The organism is Tolypothrix sp. VBCCA 56010 (genome assembly GCF_050875635.1).
GTDB lineage: Bacteria > Cyanobacteriota > Cyanobacteriia > Cyanobacteriales > Nostocaceae > Hassallia.
Genome location: NZ_JBPAOH010000047.1, coordinates 21,489 through 46,501 on the forward strand (window position 1 = coordinate 21,489; position 25,013 = coordinate 46,501).

The following is a 25,013-nucleotide window of genomic DNA, read 5'->3' on the forward strand; positions in this document are numbered from 1 at the left end:
AATTATAATTGGTGAGAAAAAACCATGAGAGTTTTAGGGATTATCGTCAATATATTCTTTCCAGGGGTAGGAACACTTATCGTTGGCAAGATTGGTCAGGGAATTGCCCAACTCATTCTTATCGTTATTGCCATTTTTCTTGACTGGACTGTTATCTTGGAATTTATCGGTATTCCCTTGACAATAGGGACATGGATATGGGCGCTAGTGAGTGCGGCAACCGCACCACCTGTCACCAAACTCACCACATCAGAAGATTCCTAACCCATCTTATAAACACCGCTAATAGAACCTCATGCCTATGCCGTAGTTGTGGCGGTCGGTGGTTTGGCATCCGTGATAAGTTAAGGTAATTGCATATTTGTCAATCAGTTAAAATACTCAAAACAGTATTATTGAAAATGATAAATGAGCGGAGTATCCCAATTTTGCAAAATTGGGATGCTCCCCATTGTGGAAGTCATACACTTGAAGTTCATCATCAAATAATTTTTTAGTCAACCACCGCCAAATCTTATCAACAATTCCTCACGGGATAATTCAAGTAATAAGCGACTATATTCTTGCGGTGGTAGCTGTAATAAAGGCTCAATTACTCGTTCCAATTCTTCATCTAGCGAACCAAACCGGACGCGCAACAAGTTTTCTACTACTTGGCGTTGTCCTTCTTTTTGCCCTACTTGAACACCTTCTTGTAAAGTAGCTTCCCGCCATTCTAAATAAGCTTGCGATAAGTTCATAATCACCTCTTGGTCATCTTCTGTAAGGTTTGTCTAATTGATGACAGTTATCCGCCAACTTTTAATCAGTTATTGGATATTTCGCCGTTACATTTCTCTTTTGTCTATAAAGTTATAGTTTCCCTAATCAACTAACTCGTAAAAATTCCTTACCTGTTGTTTATATTTAACTCAACCACTACCAAATCTTGTCAATAACTCATTGCGGGATAATTCGAGTAATAAGCGACTATATTCTTGCGGTGGTAACTGTAATAAAGGCTCAATTACTCGTTCTAATTCTTCATCTAGCGAACCAAACCGGACGCGCAACAAGTTTTCTACTACTTGGCGACGTTCATCTTTTTGCCCTTCTTGTAAAGTAGCTTACCGCCATTCTAAGTAAGCTTGCGATAAGTTCATAATCACCTCTTGGTCATCTTCTGTAAGATTTGTCTGGTTTATTACAGTTATCCGCCAACTTGTAATCAGTTCTTGGATATTTCGCCGTAATGGATTATTTTGAGGAAGCGATAGTAATTCACTAATGGCTTGACGTTGGGTTTCTCCTTTGCCTAAAATTCTCAGCCAGAGGGTTTCAAGAGTCAGTGGTAACTGATTAATTGCTACTACTGCTGTCCTGAATGAATCAGGTAGAAAATAAATACCCGCTAGCCAATTATCTGTATCTAATCTAGCGCCAAAACTCTCTAGTAAATTTGTTGAAGCTGAAGTTGCTAAAATCCATAAACGCGGTAAATTATCCTCTGGTAAAGATGTATTTTCGCGCTTGGCTTTACGTTGCGATTCTCCGTAAACAGAAAATAGCTTTAGCAGACAATTACGTACCTCGGTTTTACTGGGTTGATTGCGGAAAGGTTCCAATAATGAGGCAGTTGTAGCAATTCTGCCAAGTAACCCAAGGGATTGAAGGTCAGGATTGGGGGAAGATGTGGGTGAAAACAAGATATCTACTTGGCGGACTTCATCTGTGACTTCCCGACTTACTTCTACCTTTCCAAACGGAGAAAGTAATTCTTCTAGATATTGTTTAGCAAATTGGTCGTGTGGTTGTCGGGTCATGCAATTGTTAGCGAATCATCACAAATCCTAAGTTGGCTTTGGCACGGTGGAACTTCAGTTTAAAGTAGGGGCTGTATCCGCAGCAAAGCTTGTAAATCTAGGGAGGCGAGGCGCTGGTAGGCTTTATCTATGAAGCGCTTGCCTCGCAGAAACCCTGTGTTGGCACCTGGACAAATATACTGAAGAGTTTCTGGTGTAAAGCGTTCTAACAAAAACTTTACACTTTTAATTTGTCGATTCCAGTGAAAGGTTTTGGCTGTCCGTAATGGTACTGGATCGCCTTGCTGGTTGGGGAGTAAATGGCGTCCAGAAAATAGTACGCCTCCAAGTTCGCTGTAGTATAGACAAGAGGAACCGGGAGAATGTCCTGGTGTCCAAATCACTTGTGCTATATTATTCAGAGTGTATTCTTGAGCGAAGGTAGTGACGGTTAATCCGGGTAGTAGATAAGCTTCTTGCTCTTGAATGAGAATCTCACAGTTGAAGATTTGCTGAAATTCTGCTGTTTTGCCGATCGCACCCCGATGAGTGATGAACAGGTACTGCACACCAGAGTGCGATCGCAAAAAATCCTGATTTGTTTGGTCTAGGGCAGGGCAGTCTATCAAGATATTACTTTCATTTCCTACAATAAAATAAGAAGTTCCCCCTAATGTGTCCCGATTTGGTGGAAAGGCAAAAATGTTGTTTGGCGTGAAGTTCGATTTGAGATTTTCTTCTATCGAAACTTCCCAAGAAAACACAGCCTGTGGTGGCTTAACTGTATGATTTGGCTGTTGAGGTATCGGGCACATGAGCAAAAAACCGCGCATCGCAGTTGTATAAATGGTTACGCTGTTTAAATTCTTAAGAATTGATACTTAAGAGTTGATAAGCACTTTAAGATTGAAGAAGTGAAAAATTGGGGTTTGAGGTCTGCTTTGTAGTAAGTGCTGTGGTGCTAACACGCTTTGGTGGGACGTTGTTCTCAAAATATCTGAAGATAAAATGACATTTTGGTTTCTCCTTCTACTGGGACTATTTACTTATCTAATGGTGCAACGCAGTGTCGCTAATATCACCAAGACACCAGTGTGGCTGTTGTGGTTGGTGTTAATGACACCAGCATTGCTGTTGACCGGGTGGACGCTGATGTATGGAGCGAAACAAACTCCCCCACCATCGCTAATCGTTTGGCCCTCAGTTATCTGCCTTCTGTTATACTGGCTGTTGTTTCAATGGGGGCGTCAAGCACCAAAAAACACACAGACCGAACCCCAAACCTCAGAATTACAATCGGCTACTCATCCTACCGCAGAACCAGTGACAGTGCGTCCCATTGAGCCAACAGAAGAAACCCAGTTGCGAAATTGTTTTCCCTGGTCTGTATACTATATCCAAAATATTGAGTATCGCCCCCAAGCTGTGATTTGCCGGGGACAGTTGCGATCCTCACCGACTGAAGCATATCAAAAAATTAAGGCAAATATTGAAGCACAATTTGGCGATCGCTTTCTAGTAATCTTTCAAGAAGGTCTCAATAACAAACCTTTCTTTATTCTCGCTCCCAACACCCAAGCTGCAAAAGCTGATACACGCAACCCAGAACAGCTTACGCGACCCGGATTAGCGCTTTTACTACTGCTTGGTACTTTGGTAACTACTACCTTCGTGGGAGTAAAAATGGCTGGTGTTGATTTATCGACATGGCAATCTAACCCAGTTAATCTGTTAAAAGGATTGCCTTATGCTTTGGCACTAATGACCATTTTAGGCATCCACGAACTTGGTCATTATTTAACAGCTAGATTCTATAAAATTCGCTCGACACTGCCATACTTTATCCCGATGCCGTTTTTCTTGGGAACCTTCGGTGCATTTATTCAAATGCGTAGTCCGATACCCAATCGCAAAGCTTTATTTGACGTTAGCATTGCTGGACCACTTGCAGGGTTTGTAGCGACTTTACCTTTATTAATATGGGGTTTAGCTCATTCTGAGGTAGTTCCTTTAAGTGAAAAAAACGGACTGTTAAATACTGATGCGCTCAATCCTAAATATTCCATTTTACTGGCGTTGCTGTCGAAATTAGCGCTTTCGAGTCAGTTAACGTCACAATCAGCGATTGATTTACATCCAGTAGCGATCGCAGGTTTTCTCGGACTAATTGTCACAGCGTTGAATTTGATGCCGGTGGGACAATTGGATGGAGGTCATATTGTCCATGCAATGTTTGGACAAAGAACAGCGATCGTAATTGGTCAAGTTGCTCGTTTGTTGCTGCTACTACTTTCTTTAGTACAGTCGGAATTTTTCTTATGGGCGATTATCTTATTATTTATACCGCTGATTGATGAACCCGCTTTAAACGATGTGACAGAACTCGATAGTAAACGTGACATTTGGGGGTTAGCAGCAATGGTTTTGTTGGTGCTGATTATACTGCCACTACCGCAGGCGATCGCCCGCTTGTTGCAAATATAAACAGCACGGGGAGAAAAAATAAAAGCTGAAAAAATTATTTCTTTTTTCTCCCAATCTAAATTATCCGAAAATATAAAGTTTTTCCTCAGATTTTCAATATTTTACCCAGTTTTATTTAATAATTTTCCGGCTTAAATTCAATTATTTGATGCTTATATTAGATAAAATATGAGGATTCATAAGTCTTTTTAGTATTTCAAAAAATGCTTAAAAGATTATGAATATTGAGTATACTTACTGAGCGATCGACTATGGAAATTGTGCCCCTAATTGTTTCGGCAATATCAACAATATCAATAGCAGTAATTGCCGTGTTGATTTTGCAACTTAAAAAAAGCTTAAATCAAAGCATAACCGAGCAAGAAAAACTATTAAAATTTGTAGAAGCGGCTAACGAGTTAAATAAAGAGCAATATCAGATAACTGCTGAAGCTCGAAAAAAGCAGATTGAATCTTTTGAAAATGTCAAAAATCAGTTTGCAAGTATAATTGAAGGAAGTTCGGATCTGGAAAATCGTCTGGTTGAGGTACTAGAAGTTAACAATAATTCTAGAGAAAGTCTCAGCCATTTGGTGCAGAATAACGCAGAAACGCACTTAGCAAAGTTGCAAGCGCTAGCTAATCAATTAGAGATAATTACACCTGTGTCATCGCAGGTTGAAAGTCTAATTCAAGGAAATTTAAGTTTAGAAAATCGCTTCAAAGAAATTATTGGTAATTTACTACAAAGCAATCTAGAGATGCAACAACAAAAGTTGCAAGCACTAGAAGATAAAGTCGAAACATTTGCATCTGTACAAACCCAAGTTGAAACTTTGATTGCAGCCAACTCAAATCTAGAAACTCGCTTGAGTAAGTTACTAGAAGCCGATAATAATTCTAGAGAAAGCCTTGCTCATTTGCTGCAAGGTAAAGATATACAACTAGAGAAGTTACAAACGCTAGAGAAGAAACTCGATACATTTGCAACGATGCACAATCAAGTTGAAAGTCTGATTCAAGAAACTTCAAATCTAGAAAATCACCTGAAAGCAAGCATCGCTGAGTTAGTGCAGACTAACACAAATATACAACTAGAAAAATTACAAATCCTAGTTGAGAAATTACAGGGATTTGAAAATGTAAAAACTCAGCTTGAAAATTTAGTTCAAGTAACCTCAAATCTGGAAAATCGCTTCACAAATTCGCAGGAAACTAACAAACCAAAAAGCAAAGGATTTAAAAAGAGTACGCAAGGAATTGATTAATAATGTAATTCGTAGCGCTTACTACTTTTCCCTAACCCCCCGAAAAAGGGGGGCTTTTAGGTAACAAAATTAACTTGACGCTGAATTAGCCGCTTCAGATACTTTCGCTGCTGCTGGAGTACCACCCATGCGAATCTCAGAAGTGAACGAAGCCATACTGAAACCGCCAAAACGCTTTAAGACACTTACGCGCATCCGTAAATTGGGACTAGCAAACCACAGACGTTCTTCAGACCACATGGTTTCGTATTCTGTAATTAGTGTCAATGCGTCATCACTGCCCATTTTATAGCTGCCGGCGACTGGAGCTTTCTCCGCATAGCCCATTTCTCGCAGCAACTTACCTTCATTGGGATTGTCTTCATTGGGGACAGTAACCAACACTGTAGAACCAGTGTGTTTTTCTTCATCCCATTCCATTGTCCCATTCCAGGTAACTCTAGCGCCACAGGAAGCATGTTTTGGGTCAATTTCGTACTGCTGACACAATTTCGCAACCTCTGGATGATCTGCTGCTAGCATCTCAATCACAATATCTGACTTGCCGTCTTCTGATTGCTTGAAAGCCAAGTGGTGACTGGTACGATGAGAAAACCATTTACCAGCACTCAATTCAAAAAATTCTTGAATATTCATAAATGAAATTACCTTTGATCGAGATGCGAAAAATCCCACTTATTAAAAAATAGCAGGAGGGGAGTGGGGGAGTGGGGAATGGGGGAGTGGGGGACAAGGAGACAAGGGGACAAGGGGGACAAGGAGACAAGGGGGACAAGGGGGACAAGGGGGACAAAAAGAGAAATATTTCTTCTTTCTTACCCATTACCCATGCCCAATTACCAATTCCCAATGCCCTGGATTATATCAACCTGCTTGTTCAAGTCGTTTGAGGGAAATTCTCGCGGCTTCGGAGACATGAGAATGGTTGTCTTTTTCTAAGTATTTCAATGCAGAAACTGTCTTAGGGCTGGGAAGATTACCTAAGGCTTCTGCGAGACGTTGACGTACTAACCAATCTTCTGATTGGGCAAAGCGCAGGATATGATCTACAGAGTTAATGTCTTTGATTTCTCCGAATGCGGCGATCGCTGCTTGTTGTATTACTACTTCTTCACTCTTCAAAGCTTGAATTAGTACATCATGGGCGCGGGGGTCTTTAATATTACCTAAGGAAACTGCCGCACTAAAGCGCACTAGCCAATCGGTATCCTCGTAAAATGCTCGTGATAGTGGTTCAAAAGCTCTAACATCACCTAAGTATCCTAACGCGCCGGCAGCATCAGCACGTATACCATAATCTGGGTCAGATTCTAAAATTTTTACTAAAATGGGGTAACATTCTTCTGTCGCTTTAACTCCCAAGGCAAATACTGCCATTGATCGCAGTTGCAGAGATTCGTCATCTAAAACCTTTTTAATTAAAGGTACTGCTTCCTCGTTAGATACATGGCGCAAATTGGCAAGCGCTACCATGCGATCGCCTAAGTTCTCACTTTCTAACCGACTGGAAATTTCTTGTAAACTTAGATTTGTCATCTAATTTAAGCTTCTTTACTTATCTTTACTTTATAAGTAACATTACGGCTCTATTAATGCATAAGTCAGATGGTAGGTTTTTCCGTACCTGTTGGGAAATATATCTTAGAGTTATGTTTAATTTTTTACAACGGTAAATCGTCCTAAATGTTCTTCTCCCTGGCGATCGCGTATAGAATTTGTTGCTGGTATCAAAGAATGAATTTGAAAATCTGTCTGAAAGTAGTGGCGAATTTCCTCTGGAGTCATTCCAAAGGGAGGACCACCGGGGCGATTATGTGTGAAAAATAACCCAATTAGTTGTCCTTGCGGTTTTAAAATTGATTTGGTCAGTTGCACGTAAGCTTGACGCTGTGCTGGATCTATAGCACAAAAGCAAGTGTGTTCTAGTACGTAATCGAAATAATTTTCATACTCGGCTGGTAAATCAAAGATGTTTCGCTGTAGGAATTTAGCGGAACTTTGGCTAGTTTTAGCTAAGGCGATCGCTTCGGTAATTGCTGATTGTGCAAAGTCAAATCCGATAACTTCAAATTTATGTGCGGCAAATAGCAATGCATCATAACCTCGACCGCAGCCTAACACTGCAATTCGACCGGGAGGAGGTGCTGTTGTCGATTGTAATAGAGTCGCGAAGGGTGGTGCAGCTTGTTTGATATCCCAGCGATCGCTTTTCTCTTGATAGCGTTGTTCCCAATATTCTGGATTGGTAATGGATGAGTTAGTCATTGATATTTAAGTAATAAGCGCTTCAGCGCTTATTTGAACTGGGAAATAAGCGCTTCAGCGCTTACTACATTTTTTCTATTTATTCTTACGTTGTTTGAGTTTGAGTAAAATTTCTGCGTGTACTTCGCGGGTAAGTGGGTAAAAATAAGCTAAAACCAAGCCACAAATTAAAGCGATCGCTGGTATGGGACCAATGGAAAAGCGAATAACGTCTAATACTGAGTTTGGTTGGATTGGTATCGCAATTTGAGTTGTGGGTTTAATATATCCTGCTGTCCCCAGTCTTTGTAAAACGATGTTAACGGCAATCCCCAAACAGATTTTTTGTACAAAGACGATGAAACTATAAAAAATGCCTTCGCGTCGCTGTCCTGTGTTTAATTCATCGAGTTCAATTACATCAGGTAACATCGACCAAGGAACAAGATAAGCTGTAGATACTCCAAAACCTGCCATGACTGCTAAAACGTACATCAAGGCAATTTGACCGGGCTGTACGAAAAATAGTCCAACTTGGGCGATAAGCCACAAACTCATTCCCATAAAGTATACAACTTGTTTGCCGTAGCGCCGACTGACAGCATTCCAAACGAATAGCATAGCCATAGCGGTTCCTTGCACCGCCAAAAGTACTAAGCTAATGTGCCATTGGGGAAGACGCATCCAACTGGTGACATAATAGGGTATAATGCCGGCAGTTAGTTGTACTGCTAACCAAGAACATAAATAAATACCGACTACGAATAAGAAAGGACGATTGGTAAAAGCAATTTTCAGTTGCTGCAATATGGGGATAGAAACAGTTTGCTCAGTTTCTGGGTGTAGTTTGGCAACAGCTTGAGCGCGTTTTTTGGTTCCCCAAACACACCAGTATACGGGCAAAACTGAGATAATTGCACAGATTGCTCCTAGTAAAAGATACTGTTGGCGGCGATCGCTTGGAACTAGTAAAGAAATAATTAAACCGATAATTAAAGCAAGAATACTACCGCCAATCGAAAAGGAAAAGCGATAGCTGTTCAAACTGGTGCGTTCGTCATAATCTTGAGTTAGTTCTGCTGTGAGCGCGGTATATGGTAAATTAACAACTGTAAAAAAGGCATTAAATAAAATCGAAATCGCAGTGTAATACCAAAATAAACCCCACTGATTGACATTTTCGTTATTACTAAAGTGTGGTACAATCCACTGCAAAAAGAAGAAAATCCCAAAGGGAATTGCTCCCCAAATCATCCAAGGATAACGTCTTCCCTGCTTGCTTTGAGTGCGATCGCTCAACACTCCCACCATCGGATCGTTGACAGCATCCCACACTTTACCGACTAGCTGAGTTTGTCCGGCTAAATTGGGGTTTAAACCAGCTACATCCGTTAAAAAAGGCGATAAATAAGAAATGCCAATCATCGCTGCGATCGCTGTCCCCAAATCCCCCGCACCAAAAGCGAGTTTCGTACTTACATCTAGCTTTTCCGTTTCTGGTTGATAATCAGAATCTTTCATAATATGTTGCACTCATATTAAAATAAAAAGTTTGCTATCTGTGTTTTAGCTATAAATTATATTGCTTATGCCAGACCTTTACGTTTCTTGGTCAGATTATCACCAGAAAATTGAACAACTGGCTGCTCAGATTTATCAATCTGGTTGGGAATTTAACCAAATTGTCTGCCTTGCTAGAGGCGGACTGCGGGTAGGAGATATAATTTCCCGTATATACGAGCAGCCATTAGCAATATTAGCCACATCATCTTACAGTGGTTCTGGCAAGCAAGAAAGAGGTAATTTAATTTTCTCGCACCACCTGACGATGACTGCTGAAAAGTTAGGTTCGCGGATTCTCTTAGTAGATGATTTGGTAGATTCAGGAGTGACGCTGCAAGAAACTATTCCTTGGTTAAAGGAAAATAATAAGTTTCCCATTGAGGAAATCCGCACCGCTGTACTTTGGTATAAAGCGTGTTCCGTGATGGTTCCTGATTACTACGTTGATTACTTAGCAGATAACCCTTGGATTCACCAACCCTTTGAGCATTACGAAGACATCAAGCCGGCGGATTTAGCAGCGAAGGTGAAAGGTAGAGACGTTCCGCTGGAACGTCTGTACGGGAGTTAGGTGTTATGGAGCGCGATCGCTTAATCGAAAAACGATTTGCCCCGACTTCTTAATACAGTTTTGCGTAAAAGCGTAGCGTTTTTAAATGCAAGGGGATGCAATGGCATTGCATCGAGTGACAATGGCATTGCATCGAGTGACAATGGCATTGCATCGAGTGACAATGGCATTGCATCGAGTGACAATGGCATTGCATCGAGTAACAATGGCATTGCATCGGGTGACAATGGCATTGCATCGGGTGACAATGGCATTGCATCGGGTGACAATGGCATTGCATCGGGTGACAATGGCATTGCATCGGGTGACAATGGCATTGCAGGGTATTGCCAAATTTAATTTGCTACGAATTAATGAAATGCTGTTTTAAAAAAACAATTGTAGGGGTGCGGAAACCCTGCCATTTATCAAAATTCATGTATCGCAATCATTAATTGAATCAGTATTACAGGGTGATTTGGTTTCAGTCCACTTAAGTGGACTTCAGCTATTAGCCTGGGAATTAATTCCCAGGTAGGTTAGAAAGCTAATTGAGAATACTGCAAAACAATCAAGTCAAAGGAGAAATCTGGGAAATCTAAATATTTTTAAATTATTTACTGAGATTTTTTATAAATTCGGTATTATTTGTCTCACACCCCCAACCCAGCCAGCAAGCACAAATACGTGTCTAGATTCTCCCGGAAAAAAGCCAAAACCCAAGGTTCCATCAAGTTGGTATCCTGGTCAATTACAGCAGCACTGGCATTAGGGCTGCTAGTAAGTATACCAAAAGAAGTGACAGGACAATCTCAGCCGCCGTCAGTACAACAGTCAGCAGAGTTGGAGGAAGCCAAGCGACTAAATCAACAAGTCGAGCAGTTGTACAAGGAAGGCAAATACACTCAAGCCATCCCCTTAGCAGAACGCGCACTAGAAATTACAGAGAAAGTACTCGGCAAAGAACATCCTGATGTCGCAGAAAGCCTAAACAATTTGGCTGTATTGTACCAAGAACAAGGGAGCTATCAAAAAGCAGAACCTTTGTTTGTGCGATCGCTGGCAATTTACGAGAAAATATTCGGCAAAGAACATCGTCTTGTCGCAACTAGCCTGAACAATTTGGCAGAACTATACCGAGAACAGGGGAGTTATCAAAAAGCTGAACCTCTGTATCTGCGATCGCTAGCAATTTACGAGAAAATACTGGGCAAAGAACATCCTCTTGTCGCAACTAGCCTGAACAATTTAGCTCTATTGTACCAAGCACAGGGAAGCTATGAAAAAGCTGAACCTCTGTATCTGCGATCGCTAGCAATTGTCGAGAAAGTACTGGGCAAAGAACATCCTCTTGTCGCAACTAGCCTGAACAATTTAGCTATATTGTACCAAGCACAGGGAAGCTATGAAAAAGCTGAACCTCTGTATCTGCGAACGCTGGCAATTAGAGAGAAAGTACTGGGCAAAGAACATCCCTCTGTTGCAAATAGCCTAAACAATTTGGCAGAACTATACCGAGAACAGGGGAACTATCAAAAAGCTGAACCGCTGTATCTGCGATCGCTGGAAATTACAGAGAAAGTACTCGGCAAAGAACATCCGGATGTCGCTACTAGCCTGAACAATTTAGCTATATTGTACCAAGCACAGGGGAGTTATCAAAAAGCTGAACCTTTATTAGTGCGATCGCTAGCAATTAGAGAGAAAGCACTGGGCAAAGAACATCCCTCTGTTGCAAATAGCCTGAACAATTTGGCTATATTATACTATGCACAAAATGACATTACGCGTGCCACTGATTTCTTTCGTCGTGGTCTAGCAGTTGAAGAACGTAATCTTGACCTCATTTTTGCTGTAGGATCAGAGCAAAGAAAACAGGACTACACCAGAACTTTTACAGGGACTACCGATGCTATCATTTCCCTATCCCTTCAACAAGCTGCCAACAACCCCACAGTCGCAAGATTAGCACTCACCACAGTACTACGCCGTAAAGGACTTGTTCTAGATGCCGTTGCTGATAACATACAAACGCTACGCAGTCAACTAGCAAATCAACCAGAAACCAAAAAATTATTTGATGAATGGTTGAATGTTAATCAACAGCTATCGACATTAGTATACAAGGGACAAGGAAAGCAGAGTCCGACTGAATATAAAGCACAATTTCAGCAACTAGAAACACAAAAAGAACGCTTAGAAGAAGCTATCAGCAGCAAAAGCGCAGAATTCCGCACCGCTACTCAACCAGTAGAGTTAGCAGCGATCCAAACTACGATACCCAAAGATGCAGCTTTAGTAGAAATCGTGCGGTATCAGCCATTTAATCCTAAAGCTAAATTGGCTGAACGATATGGTAAACCGCGTTATGCTGCTGCGGTGCTGCGTTCATCAGGTGAACCAAAGTGGGTTGATTTGGGAGATGCTGCAACTATTGATAACTCTATTGCGAGTTTGCGAAAAGTTTTAGCAAAAAATCCTAACAAAGGTGTCAATGTTGCTCCTACTATTGTAAACAAGCCTACCGAATCACCTGAGCAACTTGCTCGCAAATTAGATCGGCAAGTTATGGCTCCGATTCGTCCATTGTTAGGCGATGCACGTCATTTGTTATTATCACCAGATGGACAATTAACACTAATTCCTTTTGAAGCGCTGAAAGACGAGCAAAATAAATATTTAATTCAACCTTACGCTTTTTCTTATCTTACCAGCGGACGGGATTTATTACGCTTTCAATTACCAGCTAATAGCCGTTCTACTCCTGTAGTATTTGCAAATATCGACTACGACCAACAGGAAATAGCCACAGCATCTGCTGTACGTGGTTCAGAAAATCGACGTTCTGCTGATTTAGCTTCCTTGCAATTTCCTTCACTTGATAACACTTTAGAAGAAGCAAATAAAATAAAAGGGATTTTTCCAAATACAAAAATCATTTCTGGTAAGCAAGCGACGGAAGCTGTTATTAAACAACTTCCAGCTCCGAGTATATTACATTTAGCGACTCACGGTTTCTTTGTTCCCGACCAAGAAGATAATATGGAGACGCGATTAATCGCGTCACTACGTCTCGAAAATCCCTTGTTGCGTTCGGGTTTAGCTTTAGCTGGTATTAACAATCGCACCAAAGCTTTATCAAATAACAATGATGGTGTTCTCACAGCTTTGGAAGTTGCAGGTTTGAATTTACGGGGAACGCAGTTAGTAGTACTTTCCGCTTGTGAAACTGGGTTGGGTGATGTGAAGGTGGGAGATGGACTTTACGGTTTGCGTCGTGCTTTGGTAATTGCAGGTTCTCAAAGTCAAGTCTTGAGTTTATGGATTGTAGACGATGCTGGGACAAAAGATTTAATGGTGAAGTATTACCAAAATTTGAAAGCGGGTAAGGGTAGACATGAAGCTTTACGAGAAGCGCAGATGCAGTTGTTGAAAACACCCGGATATGAGCATCCTTATTATTGGGCAAGTTTTGTTCCTTCTGGTGATTGGAGTGCGGTGAAGAAATAGGTCAAAAAATCCCCACACCCTAGAAGGGTGCGGCTATACGAACACTCGTGTGCCTCCGCAGCCTGCATTTGATTTTAGCCCACGCAGGTGGGCTTTGTTCCTGTAGCCCCAGGCTTATAGCCTGTGGGCGTTTGGTGAAGCTAAGGTATTGTTACTTATCACCTTCGCAATCAAGTAAACAAACTGAAATCAACCTGAAAAAAATCTCCTAAAGCCTTGGCTTGAACTTTGCTAATTTCTCGTTTACCATTTACAATTTCGGAAACAATTCTTTTAGAACCAATCACACCTACTAAATCTGACTGCTTAATCTCTTTTTGTTCCATCAGAAAAAGTAACATAGAATGAGGTGTAGATGCTTCACCTGGAGAATAATGTTTCTGTTCAAATTTTTCAATTAAAATAATTAGCAACTCATAAAGCTCATTTTCTTCAGGTGTGCGATTTGAGCGATGCATTAGTTCTTCGACAATAGCTAAAGCCTTTTCATTTTCTTCTTCATTTCTAACGTGCATTTCCCGTAACTTATCAATCAAAACAGCCACAACCAAATTGGCTGACCCCACTTCCATTCCTCTCCCCGACGCGGGGAAAGGCTTAAAAACCCATTCTTTCTTACTCCTCCCTCGCCTTTTAGGAGAGGGAGGTTGGGAGGGAGAGGTTTGTCAAAACAGCCACAACCAAATTGGCAGAGTAATTAACAATACCATAGACCCTGCTGCCAATGCTGTAACTGCCAGATCGCGATCGAGATTGAAGGTTTCCGCAATTACCAATGTAGAGAAAGCTGGTGGCATCCCCATTTGTAAGACTATCACTTGTGCCGTTGCCCCAGTTAAACCAAAAAGTGGTAAAATACTACCCAAAATCAGCGGAACTATCAACATTTTGATTCCTAAGCTCATCCCCGCTCGTGGTAAACTCCGCCAAGAATTGAGATTGCTCAATCGCATCCCAATTAACATTAAAGATAAAGCAACTGTACTCCAAGCAAATTTATCCAAGAAAAATTCAACTGCTGGGGGAATCGTCACCTGTCGAAACAGCAAACCAAACCCGAAACTCCACAGCGCTGGGTTGATGAAAATTGCTTTAGTAATTTGCCAGTAATTCTGAACTCCACCCCCAAAACGAACCGCGATCGCTACACCAAAAGCATAAGCACCGAAAAGTGACCCCAGCAGATCGTAAAATAACGCCCAGGCAAAGTATTTTTGTCCTACCATTGCTAAAGCGATGGGATAACCAAGATAACCTGTGTTACCCACCATTGATGCCAGAATAAAACTACCCTGAGTTGGTTGTTGAGGCATAGTATTTGTAAAATAGGCTTGACCTTTGATGCCTATCCAAGCTAAAAATGCTCCAAGTAAAATAGCTAGGTAGGCGATCGCTGGTGCAATCCAAATCTGTCCCGATAAATCAGCTTTTCGTAAAAAAGCTACAATCCCTATCGGTACACCCACCCAGAAAAGAAACTGAGCTAAACGGGTGGGAACTGAGCCAGGTAGCTTGCGTCCCAAGAGAAATCCTACCAGGACTAATCCCACCAGCTTGACGTATAGTTCTAGGATATTTGTCAAAATTGCGCCTAGAAATTAAAATGTATAAATTTTCGCGATCGCGTTTATTTTTATCCAGTCTACAATCTGTTATGGCGATTCAACAATCATCAGGAGTTGACCCTTGAATAATCCTGGGTTTTCTGAAAAACCGCAAAACTCATCTGCTGAGTCTGGTGACGAAATTCCGCCAGCTTTACGCGATACTCCGGAAGCAACACCTAACCAGGTGCGTCACTTGCAACCTATGGTTTTGGTAATTGGCGGCGTGGTAGGATTTATTATGCTGGCTGTTATTAGTGGTTTTTTATTTTTCCTCACTGCACCGAAAAAAGCTGCTATTCAACCTTCCCCAACTAGCTCCACTCCTGGTAATGCACAAAGCGGCACTTCTGTCAACCCCCAAGATAATGCTGATACTGTTTTAAGCCATCTACCATACGCAGAAGCGCCGGAATCAGAACTAGCATCGATTTCTAGAGATGGACGCATCAAAATGAGAAAAGCTGCCGCCCAAAAGTATCAAGCGATGGTACAAGCAGCGCGGAGTGCGGGTGTAATATTAGTGCCAATTTCCGGCTTTCGCTCTGTGAAAGACCAAGAACAGTTATTTTTTGAAGTAGGTGCCCAGCGCAATCAAACCCCAGCGCAACGAGCTGCTTTGAGCGCTCCTCCCGGTCATAGCGAACATCATACAGGTTACGCTGTAGATATTGGCGACGGGGCAACACCAGCAACTAATCTGCAAACAACTTTCGACAAGACAAAAGCTTATCAGTGGTTAGAAGCAAATGCAGCGCGTTACAGCTTTGAAATGTCCTTTCCCAAGGATAATCCGCAAGGTGTGAGTTATGAGCCTTGGCACTGGCGTTTTGTAGGCGATCGCGATAGTTTAGAAACCTTCTACAAAGCCAAGAATATCAAACCCGCGAAAATACCGCAGTAGGGGACAGGGGGACAAGGAGACAGGGGGGCAGGGGGACAAGGGGACAAGGGGACAAGGGGACAAGGGGACAAGGAGAATAATTCTTTCTCCCCATCCCCCCCTCTCCCCATCTCCCCCTCCCCCCATCTCCCCATCTCCCCCTTCCCCCCTCTCCCACTCCTCCCCCTAGTGATTACTTCTTTTGAAAATACTCTTCCATAACTTTTAACGCCATCGGTGCAGCAATGCTACCACCGCCACCGCCGGAATGTTCGGCAAATGCTACAATTAAAATTTGCGGCTTATCAGCTGGCGCATAACCACCAAACCAAGCATGATTTGCTTTGACACCTTGACGCTTCCATGCTTCGGCAGTGCCAGTTTTACCAGCTATTGGCGGAAGTGTTGCCACATTCAAAGCCTTACCCGTACCTTCTGTGACTACCTGACGCAATCCAGAACGAAGAATTTTCACGGTTGATGGTTTCATATTTACAGGTTCGCGCCAGGTTTTTGCTTCTTGATTGTCTTTAAGCAAATGCGGCTGAACTCTATAGCCACCATTAGCAGGTACGGCAAACATGCCGGCGACTTGCAACGGTGTGCTTAATAATGCTCCTTGACCAATTGACATATTAATGCTGTCGCCAACAGTCCAAGGCATTTTCCAAGTTTTCTGTTTCCAAGACTCGTCTGGAACAAAGCCTTTCGATTCTTCAGAAACGAACTCAAACTTAGTTTTTTCACCAAATCCAAACTTACGAGTCCATTCAATTAAAGTTGGACCACCGACCTTCTGACCAATTTGGTAGAAAAAGGTATCACTACTGTTAGCGATCGCTCCCGTAAATCCTAACGGACCAAACCCTGCATGGTTCCATTCACCAAATGTCGTACCCCCGAAAGTCAGCGAACCGTAAGTTTGCAATATTGTATTAGGAGAAAATTTACCCGATTCCAACCCAGCAGCCGCAGTAACTATTTTAAAAGTACTAGCAGGGGGATAAGCTCGCAAAGCGCGATTTAGCAAAGGATAATCTTCACCTTGTACCGTCTCCCAATCTTTTTTAGTTACTTTTTGTTTAGAAAAGATATTTGGGTCAAAAGTAGGGTGAGACACCATTGCTAAAACCGCACCGTTGTTTGGGTCAAGTGCGATAATCGTACCGTTGCGACCTCCTAAAGCTTTTTCTGCTGCTTTTTGCAGATCCACATCTATAGTCAAGTGCAAATCTTGCCCAGCTTTTGCCTCTTTCTCGCCCAAAACCCGCAGCGGACGACCTCTACCATCTACTTCTAACTGCTGACCGCCCCATTCGCCCCGTAGCGTTTTCTCATACGCTTTTTCTACCCCCATCTGACCGATCGCATCTCCCAATCGGTAGCCATCTTTCCGCTTTTCTTGCAACTGTTCGGCGGTCAGCTCCCGCGTATAACCGAGTACGTGAGCCAAGGCTTTACCGTGCGGGTAGTAGCGAACTGCTTCGGTATGTATTTCTACATCGTGAAGTTCATTTTCATATTCCTTCAATGCAGTAACTTGCGCTTCATTCAAATCACGAGCAATCCGCACTAGCGAAGAAGACCTATAACCAGCCTCTTGTAATTTCTTTTCAATTTCCTCTTGCGGAATATCGAGAATTTGCGATAAACGCGGTGCAACTTTATGCCATTCTTGTTTAGTGTGAGCCATAGGCCACAAATACACAGACCGAGGATAGCGAGTACTAGCTAAAAGTTTGCCATTGCAATCAAAAATGTTGCCTCGTTCCGGTTGTTTGGGAATAATGCGAATCCGGTTGGACTCTGCTTGCTTGCGGTGCTGCGTTCCTTCAACAAGTTGCAAATATGCCAAACGAGCGCTCATTCCACCCGTCATTAGTAAAGTAAATACGATGAAGAATATTGACTGAAAACCCCGTCCGACTGTAAGTGTATCTTTTTTCAGCAAGGGCGATAACTGTAATGGGATCATAAAACAAAGAGTAATATTTAGATAATTCTTTGTATATAATTCAACAAAATTGTCACTATGTCAGCTAAACTCGCACACAGGATATATTGAAAAAACAATAGGGTAAGTATCAGAATTTTCTATCAGTAGTGAGTACTTTAGTGCTTAAGGAGAGCACTAAAGTGCTCACTACTAGTCTCCAGTCCTACCTCCGGAACCCTGAGTTTTAGCTTCGCCCTCAACTACAGGTTTTTGATACTTGCCTGGGTACTTCGATTGAAAATAGGCTTCTAGTACTTTTAAGACCATTGGACCGCAATCGGTACCGCCATGTCCCCCGGAGTTTTCACCAAACGCTACAACCGCAATTTCCGGCTTATCGCTAGGGGAGTAGGCACCAAACCAAGTGTGATTTGGACGACCAACACCAGCTTCAGCAGTGCCACTTTTTCCAGATGTTGGGGCAATTGTCGGTACGTCCAAACTCTTACCTGTCCCTTCAGTTATCACCTTTCGCAGACCATCGCGCAGAACTTTGATGGTTGTCGGTTTCATGTTTAAGGATGTGCGCCAGTTTTTTGCTTCTTCATGGTCTTTAAGCAAATGCGGCTTAACTCGGTAGCCACCATTAGCAGGAACAGAAAACATAATCGCAGATTGCAGTGGTGTGACTTGCAAAGCACCTTGACCAATTGACATATTTATGGTATCACCGACAGTCCAGGGTATCTTCCAAGCTTTCTGTTTCCATGACTCATCTGGAACCAAGCCTTTTGATTCTTCCGAAGCAAACTCAATGCCGGTTCTTTGACCAAAGCCATATTTGCGACTCCATTCAATTAAAGTTGGACCACCGACTCTTCTACCAACTTGATAGAAAAAGGTATCACTACTCATAGCGATCGCTCTCGGAAATCCCAATGGACCAAATCCAGCGTGGTTCCATTCACCAAAAGTCACCCCACCAACAGTTAGCGAACCGAAAGTTTGCAACACCGTGTCCGGAGTAAATTTACCCGATTCCAATCCCGCTGTCGTAGTGATAATTTTGTACGTACTCGCAGGTGGAAAGGCACTAAGGGTGCGATTAACCAACGGATGCTGTTTACCTTGTACGCTTTGCCAGTCTTTCTGAGAAAGTTTTTGCTTAGAAAAGATATTTGGGTCAAAGGTAGGATAAGACACCATTGCCAAAACAGCACCATTCCTCGGATCGATTGCCACAATCCCACCTTTGGTAGTTCCTAAAGCTTTTTCTGCTGCCTGTTGCACTTTTAAATCTATAGTCAAGTGCAAATCGTTACCAGCTTTTGCCTCTTTCTCTCCCAACACCCGCAACGGACGACCTCTGCCATCTACTTCTACCTGCTGACCGCCCCATTCACCCCGAAGTGTTTTTTCATACGCCTTTTCTACCCCCATCTGACCTATGACATCTCCCAGTCGGTAGCCATCGTTCTTTCTTTCTTTCAACTGGTCGGGGGTTAGTTCTCGCGTATAACCCAGTACATGACCCAAGGCTTGACCGTGGGGATAATAACGCACTGCTTCTGTATGAATTTCTACGTTTTTCAGTTCGGTTTCATACTCTTTGAGTGCCGTAATTTGTGCGTCGTTCAAATCGCGAGCAATCCGTACAAGTGAGGAAGAGTTGGGACCTGCCTGTATAAGTTTCTCTTCCATATCTTCAATAGGAATTTCCAGAATTTGAGATAAACGCGGGGCAACAATTGACCACTCTGGTTTTGTGTAAGCCATAGGCCACAAGTAGACAGAGCGAGGATAGCGAGTACTAGCTAAAAGTTTCCCATTGCGGTCAAAAATGTTACCTCTTTCTGGCTGTTTGGAAATAATTCTAATTCGGTTCGCCTCTGCTCGTTTCCGGAGTTGCGGTCCTTGAACAATTTCTAAATATGCCAAACGAGCGGCAACACCCGTCATCATGACGGCGGTAAATATGATGAAAAATATCGACTGAAAACTTCGTCCGACTGTACGTGTATCTTTTTTACCGCCAAGTTTAAAGGATTGTAAAATAGACATAAGACAAATAAGGATTTCGAGATTAGTATTAACTTTATACAATTGCCCTAAATACCAAGCAGGACTTTAGTGCAAATTTGAAGACTGGGAATTGGTAATTGGTAATTGGGCATTGGGCATGGGGCATCGGGCATTGGGCATGGTCTATGTGGGAGGCATGAAATACGCGATCGCTTCTTTTTATTCCCAATGCCCATTGCCCAATTCCCATTGCCCAATTCCCATTACCCATTACCCATTCCCCATTTTCTATGCCCTATGCCCCAAAAACCAAAGTGTTATGTGTAGTCTGGTTAATAGACTACATTAATTTACTCTCATTTAGTATTATCACGGTAGTCTACTGATAATTATGGCTCAAACTTTAACGCAGAATCAGGGGGGGATGGCGGCTTTTGAGCCGCTTGATGTGGAACTGCATGATGTTTATAAGTTTTTTAACAAAGAAGCAGCGGTACACGGAATAAATTTGGATGTGAAACAGGGAGAATTCTTTAGTATTCTCGGTCCATCCGGTTGCGGCAAAACAACTACACTCCGTTTAATTGCTGGATTTGAAAGGGTGGATGCTGGCAAGCTATTGATTCGGGGTCAGCATATGACTAATGTCCCTGCTTACCGCCGACCTGTAAATACTGTATTTCAAAGCTACGCTCTATTCAACCACTTGAATGTATGGGATAACATCGCCTTCGGTCTGCGTTTGCGGAAATTGCGCTTTTCAGAAATTGAAAGTAGAGTTAAAGATGCTTTAAAGCTAGTGAAAATGGAAAGTTTGCGATCGCGCTTTCCCAGTCAATTATCAGGTGGTCAACAACAGAGGGTAGCATTAGCGCGGGCATTAGTCAATCGTCCCGCAGTGCTGTTGCTGGATGAACCTTTGGGAGCCTTAGATTTAAAACTGCGTAAAGAAATGCAGGTTGAACTGTCGAATTTACACAAAGATTTGGGGTTGACCTTCATCATGGTGACACATGACCAAGAAGAAGCGCTATCTTTGAGCGATCGCATTGCAGTGATGAATCAAGGCAAAATTGAACAAATTGGCACTCCCAGTCAAATTTACGAACATCCACGGACACCGTTTGTCGCTGATTTTATTGGCGATACTAATTTATTCAGCGGTGAAATCGCGGCAGTAGACCCTGTTGCTGTGCGAATTGTCACAAAATCGGGACTTTCAATTGTTGTCAACCGCTTTGAAGATACACCAACTCAATTATCGCAAGCAGTGATGGTGAGTGTGCGTCCAGAAAAAATTCAACTCTCAATTTATCCGCCAAATTTGCCGACTAACTGCTTTGAAGGACGACTTGGTAATGTAATGTATTTGGGAACCCACGTTAATTACGTTGTCGAATTAACAAACGGTATTACTATCACTGTTTTGCAACCCAATACCTTTGGCAGCTTACCAGACCGTGACAAACCGATTTACGTTTGGTGGGCAGAAACTGACTGTTTAGCTATTAGTCCATAGTCAAGAGTCAAATGACTAAAAGAAGAAAATTTTTAAAAGGAGTAACAGCACTTTCTGGTTTGTCTTTGTCTGGTTGTGGCTGGAGACTTGCAAAAGTGCGAGCTAATTCTACCAACAAAGGTTCCCGTGACCAACTGTATATTTACACCTGGGCACAATATACCGATCCAGAATTGCTACAAAGTTTTACTAACCAATTTGGTGTAAAAGTGCTTGCAGATGTGTATGATTCCAACGATGTGATGTTAGCTAAACTGCAAGCTGGTGGAGGTGGTACTTACAGCGCGATTTACCCATCTGACTACATGGTGCAGAAGATGGTTGACTTGGGGTTGTTAGCAGAAATAAAACGCGATCGCCTGACTGGTTTTGATAATTTATTTCCCCAATTTCAAAATCCCAGTTACGATCCCAACAACCGTTACAGTATCCCCTTCAATTGGGGGACAACCGGCTTACTTTATAATTCAGAAATACTCAACCCCCCACCAGAAGATTGGGACTATCTTTGGCAAAATCAAAAGCAATTATCAAAGCGGATGACATTACTAAATGATGTGCGAGAGGTAATGGGATCAGCTTTGAAAATGCTGGGTTATTCCTTCAACTCAAAAAACGAAAGTGAAATCAAACAAGCTTATGAAAAATTGAAATCTCTCAAATCGGCGATCGCTGCTTTTGATACTGATGCATGGCGCAATCAAATTTTGGCAGGAGATTTAATATTGGCAATGTGTTACTCAGCAGATGGGGTAAAAATGAATCAAGAAAATCCTAAACTTAAATATGTAACTCCCCGCAGTGGTTCTTCGTTATGGACTGATACAATTGTAATTCCCAAAACCGCCCCGAATATCGATGGAGCTTATGCTTGGATTAACTTTCTCTTACAACCAAAAGTAGCCGCACAAATCAGTGAACGTTTAAGCATTTCCACCCCCAATCGCGCTGGATTTGAGCAATTACCAAAAAGTTTACAGAACAATGCAACTTTATTTCCCTCAGAGTCGGTTTTAGAGAAGTGCGAACGCGCAACTCCTTTGGGACAATTTGAAGAAGTTTACGAACGCTACTGGACACAATTAACCAGCGGCTAGAATAGTTAGGAGTTAGTAGTTAGGAGTTAGTAGTTAGGAGTTAATGGAACAACCAGCAATTAACAACGCTCCAACCACCACCAACTAACAACTAACAACTAACAACTAACAACTAACAACTAACAACTAACAACGCTCCTCAATTTTGTGTCTAATCAAACTCATCGTTCTCAACTAAATTCGTCAAGCGATATCGCTCAATTGCCAAAACTGCATCGCTCAAATTTTAACTGGCTGCAACCGTTGGCATTACTTGCGCCATCTGGCGTTTGGTTGTTACTTTTGCTGGTGTTACCCACACTGATAATTTTTGAATTAAGTTTAGTACCGGATATTCGACCGGGAGATTTGGTAAATCCGAGTGGATTTGATAATTATATTCGGATATTTGACCCACTTTATCTGCAAGTAATTAAGCGATCGCTTTTTTTGGCGATCGCCACGACAATAATTTGTTTAATTTTCGCTTTACCCGTCGCTTATTGGATTGCTCAGATAGTACCGAAGCGCTGGCGAAATCTACTTTTATTGGGTTTTGTCTTACCTTTATGGACTTCTTCTTTACTTCGTTCTTATGCTTGGATTACAATTTTGCGTCCTACTGGTTTACTTAATAGTTTACTCAGCAATTTCGGCTTGCCTACTTTAGATTTATTAAACCAGGATTCAGCAGTATTAATTGGCATGAGTTATGGATTGCTGCCATACATGGTTTTAATTTTATACGCCTCTTTAGAAAAACTAGACAAGCGCTTGTTAGAAGCCGCAGCAGATTTAGGCGCAAATCCAGTGCAAGCTTTTTGGCAAGTGACTGTACCGCAAACTTTGCCAGGAATTGCTGCTGGTTCAATGTTAGTATTCATTACCGGATTGGGTGATTTTGTTGACCCAGAATTACTTGGTGGTGCTTCGAGTATGACAGCCGCAAGATTGATTTATAACCAGTTTCTCGGCTCTACGCAAAATTGGGGCTTTGGTTCAGCTTTGAGTATGACGATAATTTTAGTTGTTAGTGTTGCGATCGCGCTTTTGATTAAGTTTGGCGATGCTGCACCCAAGCGATAAAAATTAAACAATTTTTAAGTAGATTTACATAATTAAATATAAGTTCGTAGTGAGCGATTTATCGCTCTAAAGTAAAAAGCCTGTAATACCCACGATAATTTGCCCGACTTTGCCTGCAAACAAATCGTGATGCAGGGTATATAGAAAACCAATAAGCGATCGCTCCCAAATTCTTGAACCGAGTACTTCACCTGTATATGGATTGACAAATGTTTCTAGACGCTGCCCATTAGTTGCTTGCATGGCAACGAGATAAGTTTCTTTTGATTTCTGGGGAACGCGAATATATTGCACAGGCAAGTTTGGATGGGCTGCCTGAACGGGTGCAAGGGTAGTGTCAATGGATACTTGTTCTGCCTGGGGAGTGACTGATAAAAGCGATCGATTGAGTGCGCGAGCTCTTCATGAAAAACAATACTCGCACCTGACAGGCTAATCACTACCAGCAGCAACCCCATCAGAATGCCAATAGACCCATGCAGTTTTAACACTAGATTGCGGAATTTCATGTTTCACCTTTGATTTTCTTTCTCGATACGAAATCGTACAGCCACAATCAAAACTGCACGGAAACAGAACCAATCACCGTGAAGGGTTCACCAGGTTCGATTTCAAACAATCTATTGGAAGCAGCTTGGATATAGTTGATGTCGAAGAGATTTTTGAAATTGAGGGCTGCCCGCCAATTGTTGCGCCGATAATATATGGCAGTATTAGTGAGGAAGTAGCTGTCTACCCGAAAGCTGTTGTCCAAATCGCCTTGGCGTTCTCCAACGTAATTGAAGCCAATGCCAAAGCCTAATCCTTGCAAACTGTTTTGTTGAAACTCATAAGTTGTCCATAAACTGGCGCTGTGTTTAGGAGTGCCTGGTAATCGGTTGCCAATCTCGATGACGTTATCTTCGGTGACTTCGGCATCCGTGTAAGCGTAAGCAGCGATAATATTCCATCCTGGTAAAATTTGCCCCCTAACATCGAGTTCAATGCCTCGACTTTGTTGCTCACCCGTTGCGACTGAATCTAACAGAGAGTTAGGGTCTGTTGAGGCAACATTTTGTTTGGTAATGTCGAAGTAAGCCAACGTTGTAGAAAGTCTGCCTCTAAGTAGTTCGGCTTTGACTCCAACTTCATAACCCTCACCGCGTTCGGGTTCTAAAGGATCGCCATTAACAGTAGTGGCTGTATTGGGTGTAAACGATCGCGAATAACTAGCATAAAGCGAAACTTCTGGAATCGGCTGATAAACGATGCCGATACGTGGGGTGACTGCATCATCGTTTTGAGTCGTTTCCGAACGAGTTAAATCGAAATCGGTTGGCTTGTTTTCTGTGTTTGTTTTACGGTGTCATAACGCAAACCTGCCAGCAGTTTGAGATTGTCAGAAAGTGCAACCTGATCTTGTAGATAACCCTCTTTTGTCACTCTAGGCAGAGGAAAAATAGAAAGAAGGGTTATTAAAGTTCTCAAAAATTGAACTTGTAAGATTATTGACAATCATTTGAAGTTGA

At 42.2% G+C, this 25,013-nt stretch carries 24 protein-coding genes and 2 pseudogenes; 11 read left to right on the forward strand and 15 right to left on the reverse strand.

Translation table 11 applies throughout. From position 1 onward, the window contains the following. Positions 1–24: 24 nt before the first annotated feature. Positions 25–264 (forward strand): hypothetical protein, encoded by a 240-nt coding sequence (locus AABK37_RS17570; protein ID WP_432552840.1) that lies wholly within the window; start codon positions 25–27, stop codon positions 262–264. Between the two features lie 233 nt (positions 265–497). Here the strand turns inward: AABK37_RS17570 and AABK37_RS17575 are convergent, their stop codons facing one another. The 3 genes and pseudogenes from AABK37_RS17575 to AABK37_RS17585 form a co-directional block, all read right to left on the reverse strand. Next, on the reverse strand, positions 498–740 hold the full coding sequence (locus AABK37_RS17575; protein WP_432552841.1) for a hypothetical protein: 243 nt from the start codon (positions 738–740) through the stop codon (positions 498–500). Between the two features lie 171 nt (positions 741–911). Beyond that, a pseudogene (locus AABK37_RS17580) lies at positions 912–1,802 on the reverse strand (hypothetical protein). Positions 1,803–1,861: 59 nt separating this feature from the next. Next, a complete protein-coding gene (locus AABK37_RS17585; RefSeq protein ID WP_432552842.1) occupies positions 1,862–2,596 on the reverse strand; it encodes an MBL fold metallo-hydrolase in 735 nt (244 codons plus the stop codon). A 193-nt stretch (positions 2,597–2,789) separates the two neighbouring features. On the opposite strand from AABK37_RS17585, the gene AABK37_RS17590 reads away from it, so the two are divergent. Next, positions 2,790–4,265 (forward strand): site-2 protease family protein, encoded by a 1,476-nt coding sequence (locus tag AABK37_RS17590; RefSeq protein WP_432552843.1) that lies wholly within the window; start codon positions 2,790–2,792, stop codon positions 4,263–4,265. A 260-nt stretch (positions 4,266–4,525) separates the two neighbouring features. After that, entirely contained in the window at positions 4,526–5,512 is a 987-nt protein-coding gene (locus tag AABK37_RS17595; RefSeq protein WP_432552844.1) for a hypothetical protein, read from the forward strand. A 69-nt stretch (positions 5,513–5,581) separates the two neighbouring features. Here the strand turns inward: AABK37_RS17595 and AABK37_RS17600 are convergent, their stop codons facing one another. Next, positions 5,582–6,148, reverse strand: coding sequence for a phycobiliprotein lyase (locus AABK37_RS17600; protein ID WP_039737511.1), 567 nt, complete (start codon positions 6,146–6,148; stop codon positions 5,582–5,584). Between the two features lie 71 nt (positions 6,149–6,219). Here AABK37_RS17600 and AABK37_RS17605 point away from each other — a divergent pair, with 71 nt between their 5' ends. After that, positions 6,220–6,402 carry a hypothetical protein gene (locus tag AABK37_RS17605; RefSeq protein WP_432552845.1) on the forward strand — a complete coding sequence of 61 codons (183 nt, stop codon included), beginning with the start codon at positions 6,220–6,222 and terminating at the stop codon, positions 6,400–6,402. Here AABK37_RS17605 and AABK37_RS17610 read toward each other — a convergent pair. The 3 genes from AABK37_RS17610 to AABK37_RS17620 all read right to left on the reverse strand — a co-directional run bounded on the left by AABK37_RS17610 (position 6,377) and on the right by AABK37_RS17620 (position 9,277). Then, the gene (locus AABK37_RS17610) at positions 6,377–7,048 is read right to left on the reverse strand and encodes a HEAT repeat domain-containing protein (protein WP_432552846.1); all 672 of its coding nucleotides are present in this window, start codon (positions 7,046–7,048) and stop codon (positions 6,377–6,379) included. The genes AABK37_RS17605 and AABK37_RS17610 overlap by 26 nt on opposite strands. A gap of 117 nt (positions 7,049–7,165) precedes the next feature. After that, a complete protein-coding gene (locus tag AABK37_RS17615) occupies positions 7,166–7,777 on the reverse strand; it encodes a methyltransferase domain-containing protein (RefSeq protein WP_432552847.1) in 612 nt (203 codons plus the stop codon). 75 nt (positions 7,778–7,852) lie between these two features. Then, entirely contained in the window at positions 7,853–9,277 is a 1,425-nt protein-coding gene (locus AABK37_RS17620) for an MFS transporter (RefSeq protein ID WP_432552848.1), read from the reverse strand. Positions 9,278–9,344: 67 nt separating this feature from the next. On the opposite strand from AABK37_RS17620, the gene AABK37_RS17625 reads away from it, so the two are divergent. The 3 genes from AABK37_RS17625 (at position 9,345) to AABK37_RS17635 (ending at position 13,379) form a co-directional block, all read left to right on the forward strand. Next, entirely contained in the window at positions 9,345–9,890 is a 546-nt protein-coding gene (locus tag AABK37_RS17625; RefSeq protein ID WP_432552849.1) for a phosphoribosyltransferase, read from the forward strand. A gap of 85 nt (positions 9,891–9,975) precedes the next feature. Then, the gene (locus AABK37_RS17630; RefSeq protein WP_432552850.1) at positions 9,976–10,260 is read left to right on the forward strand and encodes a hypothetical protein; all 285 of its coding nucleotides are present in this window, start codon (positions 9,976–9,978) and stop codon (positions 10,258–10,260) included. A 296-nt stretch (positions 10,261–10,556) separates the two neighbouring features. After that, the gene (locus AABK37_RS17635; RefSeq protein WP_432552851.1) at positions 10,557–13,379 is read left to right on the forward strand and encodes a tetratricopeptide repeat protein; all 2,823 of its coding nucleotides are present in this window, start codon (positions 10,557–10,559) and stop codon (positions 13,377–13,379) included. 170 nt (positions 13,380–13,549) lie between these two features. Here the strand turns inward: AABK37_RS17635 and AABK37_RS17640 are convergent, their stop codons facing one another. Together AABK37_RS17640 and AABK37_RS17645 are read right to left on the reverse strand one after the other, a co-directional pair. After that, positions 13,550–13,951: a helix-turn-helix domain-containing protein gene (locus AABK37_RS17640; RefSeq protein ID WP_432552852.1), complete on the reverse strand. Its 402-nt coding sequence runs from the start codon at positions 13,949–13,951 to the stop codon at positions 13,550–13,552. A gap of 93 nt (positions 13,952–14,044) precedes the next feature. Continuing rightward, a complete protein-coding gene (locus tag AABK37_RS17645; protein ID WP_432552853.1) occupies positions 14,045–14,962 on the reverse strand; it encodes an AEC family transporter in 918 nt (305 codons plus the stop codon). A gap of 103 nt (positions 14,963–15,065) precedes the next feature. On the opposite strand from AABK37_RS17645, the gene AABK37_RS17650 reads away from it, so the two are divergent. Continuing rightward, positions 15,066–15,887, forward strand: a complete 822-nt coding sequence (locus tag AABK37_RS17650; protein ID WP_432552854.1) for a M15 family metallopeptidase — start codon at positions 15,066–15,068, stop codon at positions 15,885–15,887. Between the two features lie 172 nt (positions 15,888–16,059). Here AABK37_RS17650 and mrdA (AABK37_RS17655) read toward each other — a convergent pair whose 3' ends face one another. The 3 genes from mrdA (AABK37_RS17655) to AABK37_RS17665 form a co-directional block, all read right to left on the reverse strand. Next, on the reverse strand, positions 16,060–17,841 hold the full coding sequence (gene mrdA / locus AABK37_RS17655; RefSeq protein ID WP_432552855.1) for a penicillin-binding protein 2: 1,782 nt from the start codon (positions 17,839–17,841) through the stop codon (positions 16,060–16,062). 171 nt (positions 17,842–18,012) lie between these two features. Then, complete coding sequence (mrdA, locus tag AABK37_RS17660; protein ID WP_432552856.1) at positions 18,013–19,863, reverse strand: penicillin-binding protein 2; 1,851 nt, start codon at positions 19,861–19,863, stop codon at positions 18,013–18,015. A 34-nt stretch (positions 19,864–19,897) separates the two neighbouring features. Beyond that, entirely contained in the window at positions 19,898–20,095 is a 198-nt protein-coding gene (locus AABK37_RS17665) for a hypothetical protein (RefSeq protein WP_432552857.1), read from the reverse strand. Positions 20,096–20,209: 114 nt separating this feature from the next. On the opposite strand from AABK37_RS17665, the gene AABK37_RS17670 reads away from it, so the two are divergent. The 3 genes from AABK37_RS17670 to AABK37_RS17680 all read left to right on the forward strand — a co-directional run bounded on the left by AABK37_RS17670 (position 20,210) and on the right by AABK37_RS17680 (position 23,505). After that, the gene (locus AABK37_RS17670) at positions 20,210–21,343 is read left to right on the forward strand and encodes an ABC transporter ATP-binding protein (RefSeq protein WP_432552860.1); all 1,134 of its coding nucleotides are present in this window, start codon (positions 20,210–20,212) and stop codon (positions 21,341–21,343) included. 11 nt (positions 21,344–21,354) lie between these two features. Further along, positions 21,355–22,440, forward strand: coding sequence for a polyamine ABC transporter substrate-binding protein (locus AABK37_RS17675; RefSeq protein ID WP_432552858.1), 1,086 nt, complete (start codon positions 21,355–21,357; stop codon positions 22,438–22,440). Positions 22,441–22,641: 201 nt separating this feature from the next. Then, positions 22,642–23,505, forward strand: coding sequence for an ABC transporter permease (locus AABK37_RS17680; protein WP_432552861.1), 864 nt, complete (start codon positions 22,642–22,644; stop codon positions 23,503–23,505). A 66-nt stretch (positions 23,506–23,571) separates the two neighbouring features. Here AABK37_RS17680 and AABK37_RS17685 read toward each other — a convergent pair. The 3 genes and pseudogenes from AABK37_RS17685 to AABK37_RS17695 all read right to left on the reverse strand — a co-directional run. Further along, positions 23,572–23,889 (reverse strand): annotated as a pseudogene (locus tag AABK37_RS17685) (PepSY domain-containing protein); the annotation flags it as partial. Positions 23,890–24,061: 172 nt separating this feature from the next. After that, a complete protein-coding gene (locus AABK37_RS17690; protein WP_432552862.1) occupies positions 24,062–24,760 on the reverse strand; it encodes a TonB-dependent siderophore receptor in 699 nt (232 codons plus the stop codon). A 44-nt stretch (positions 24,761–24,804) separates the two neighbouring features. Continuing rightward, complete coding sequence (locus tag AABK37_RS17695) at positions 24,805–24,927, reverse strand: TonB-dependent receptor domain-containing protein (RefSeq protein ID WP_432552863.1); 123 nt, start codon at positions 24,925–24,927, stop codon at positions 24,805–24,807. Positions 24,928–25,013 lie beyond the last annotated feature (86 nt).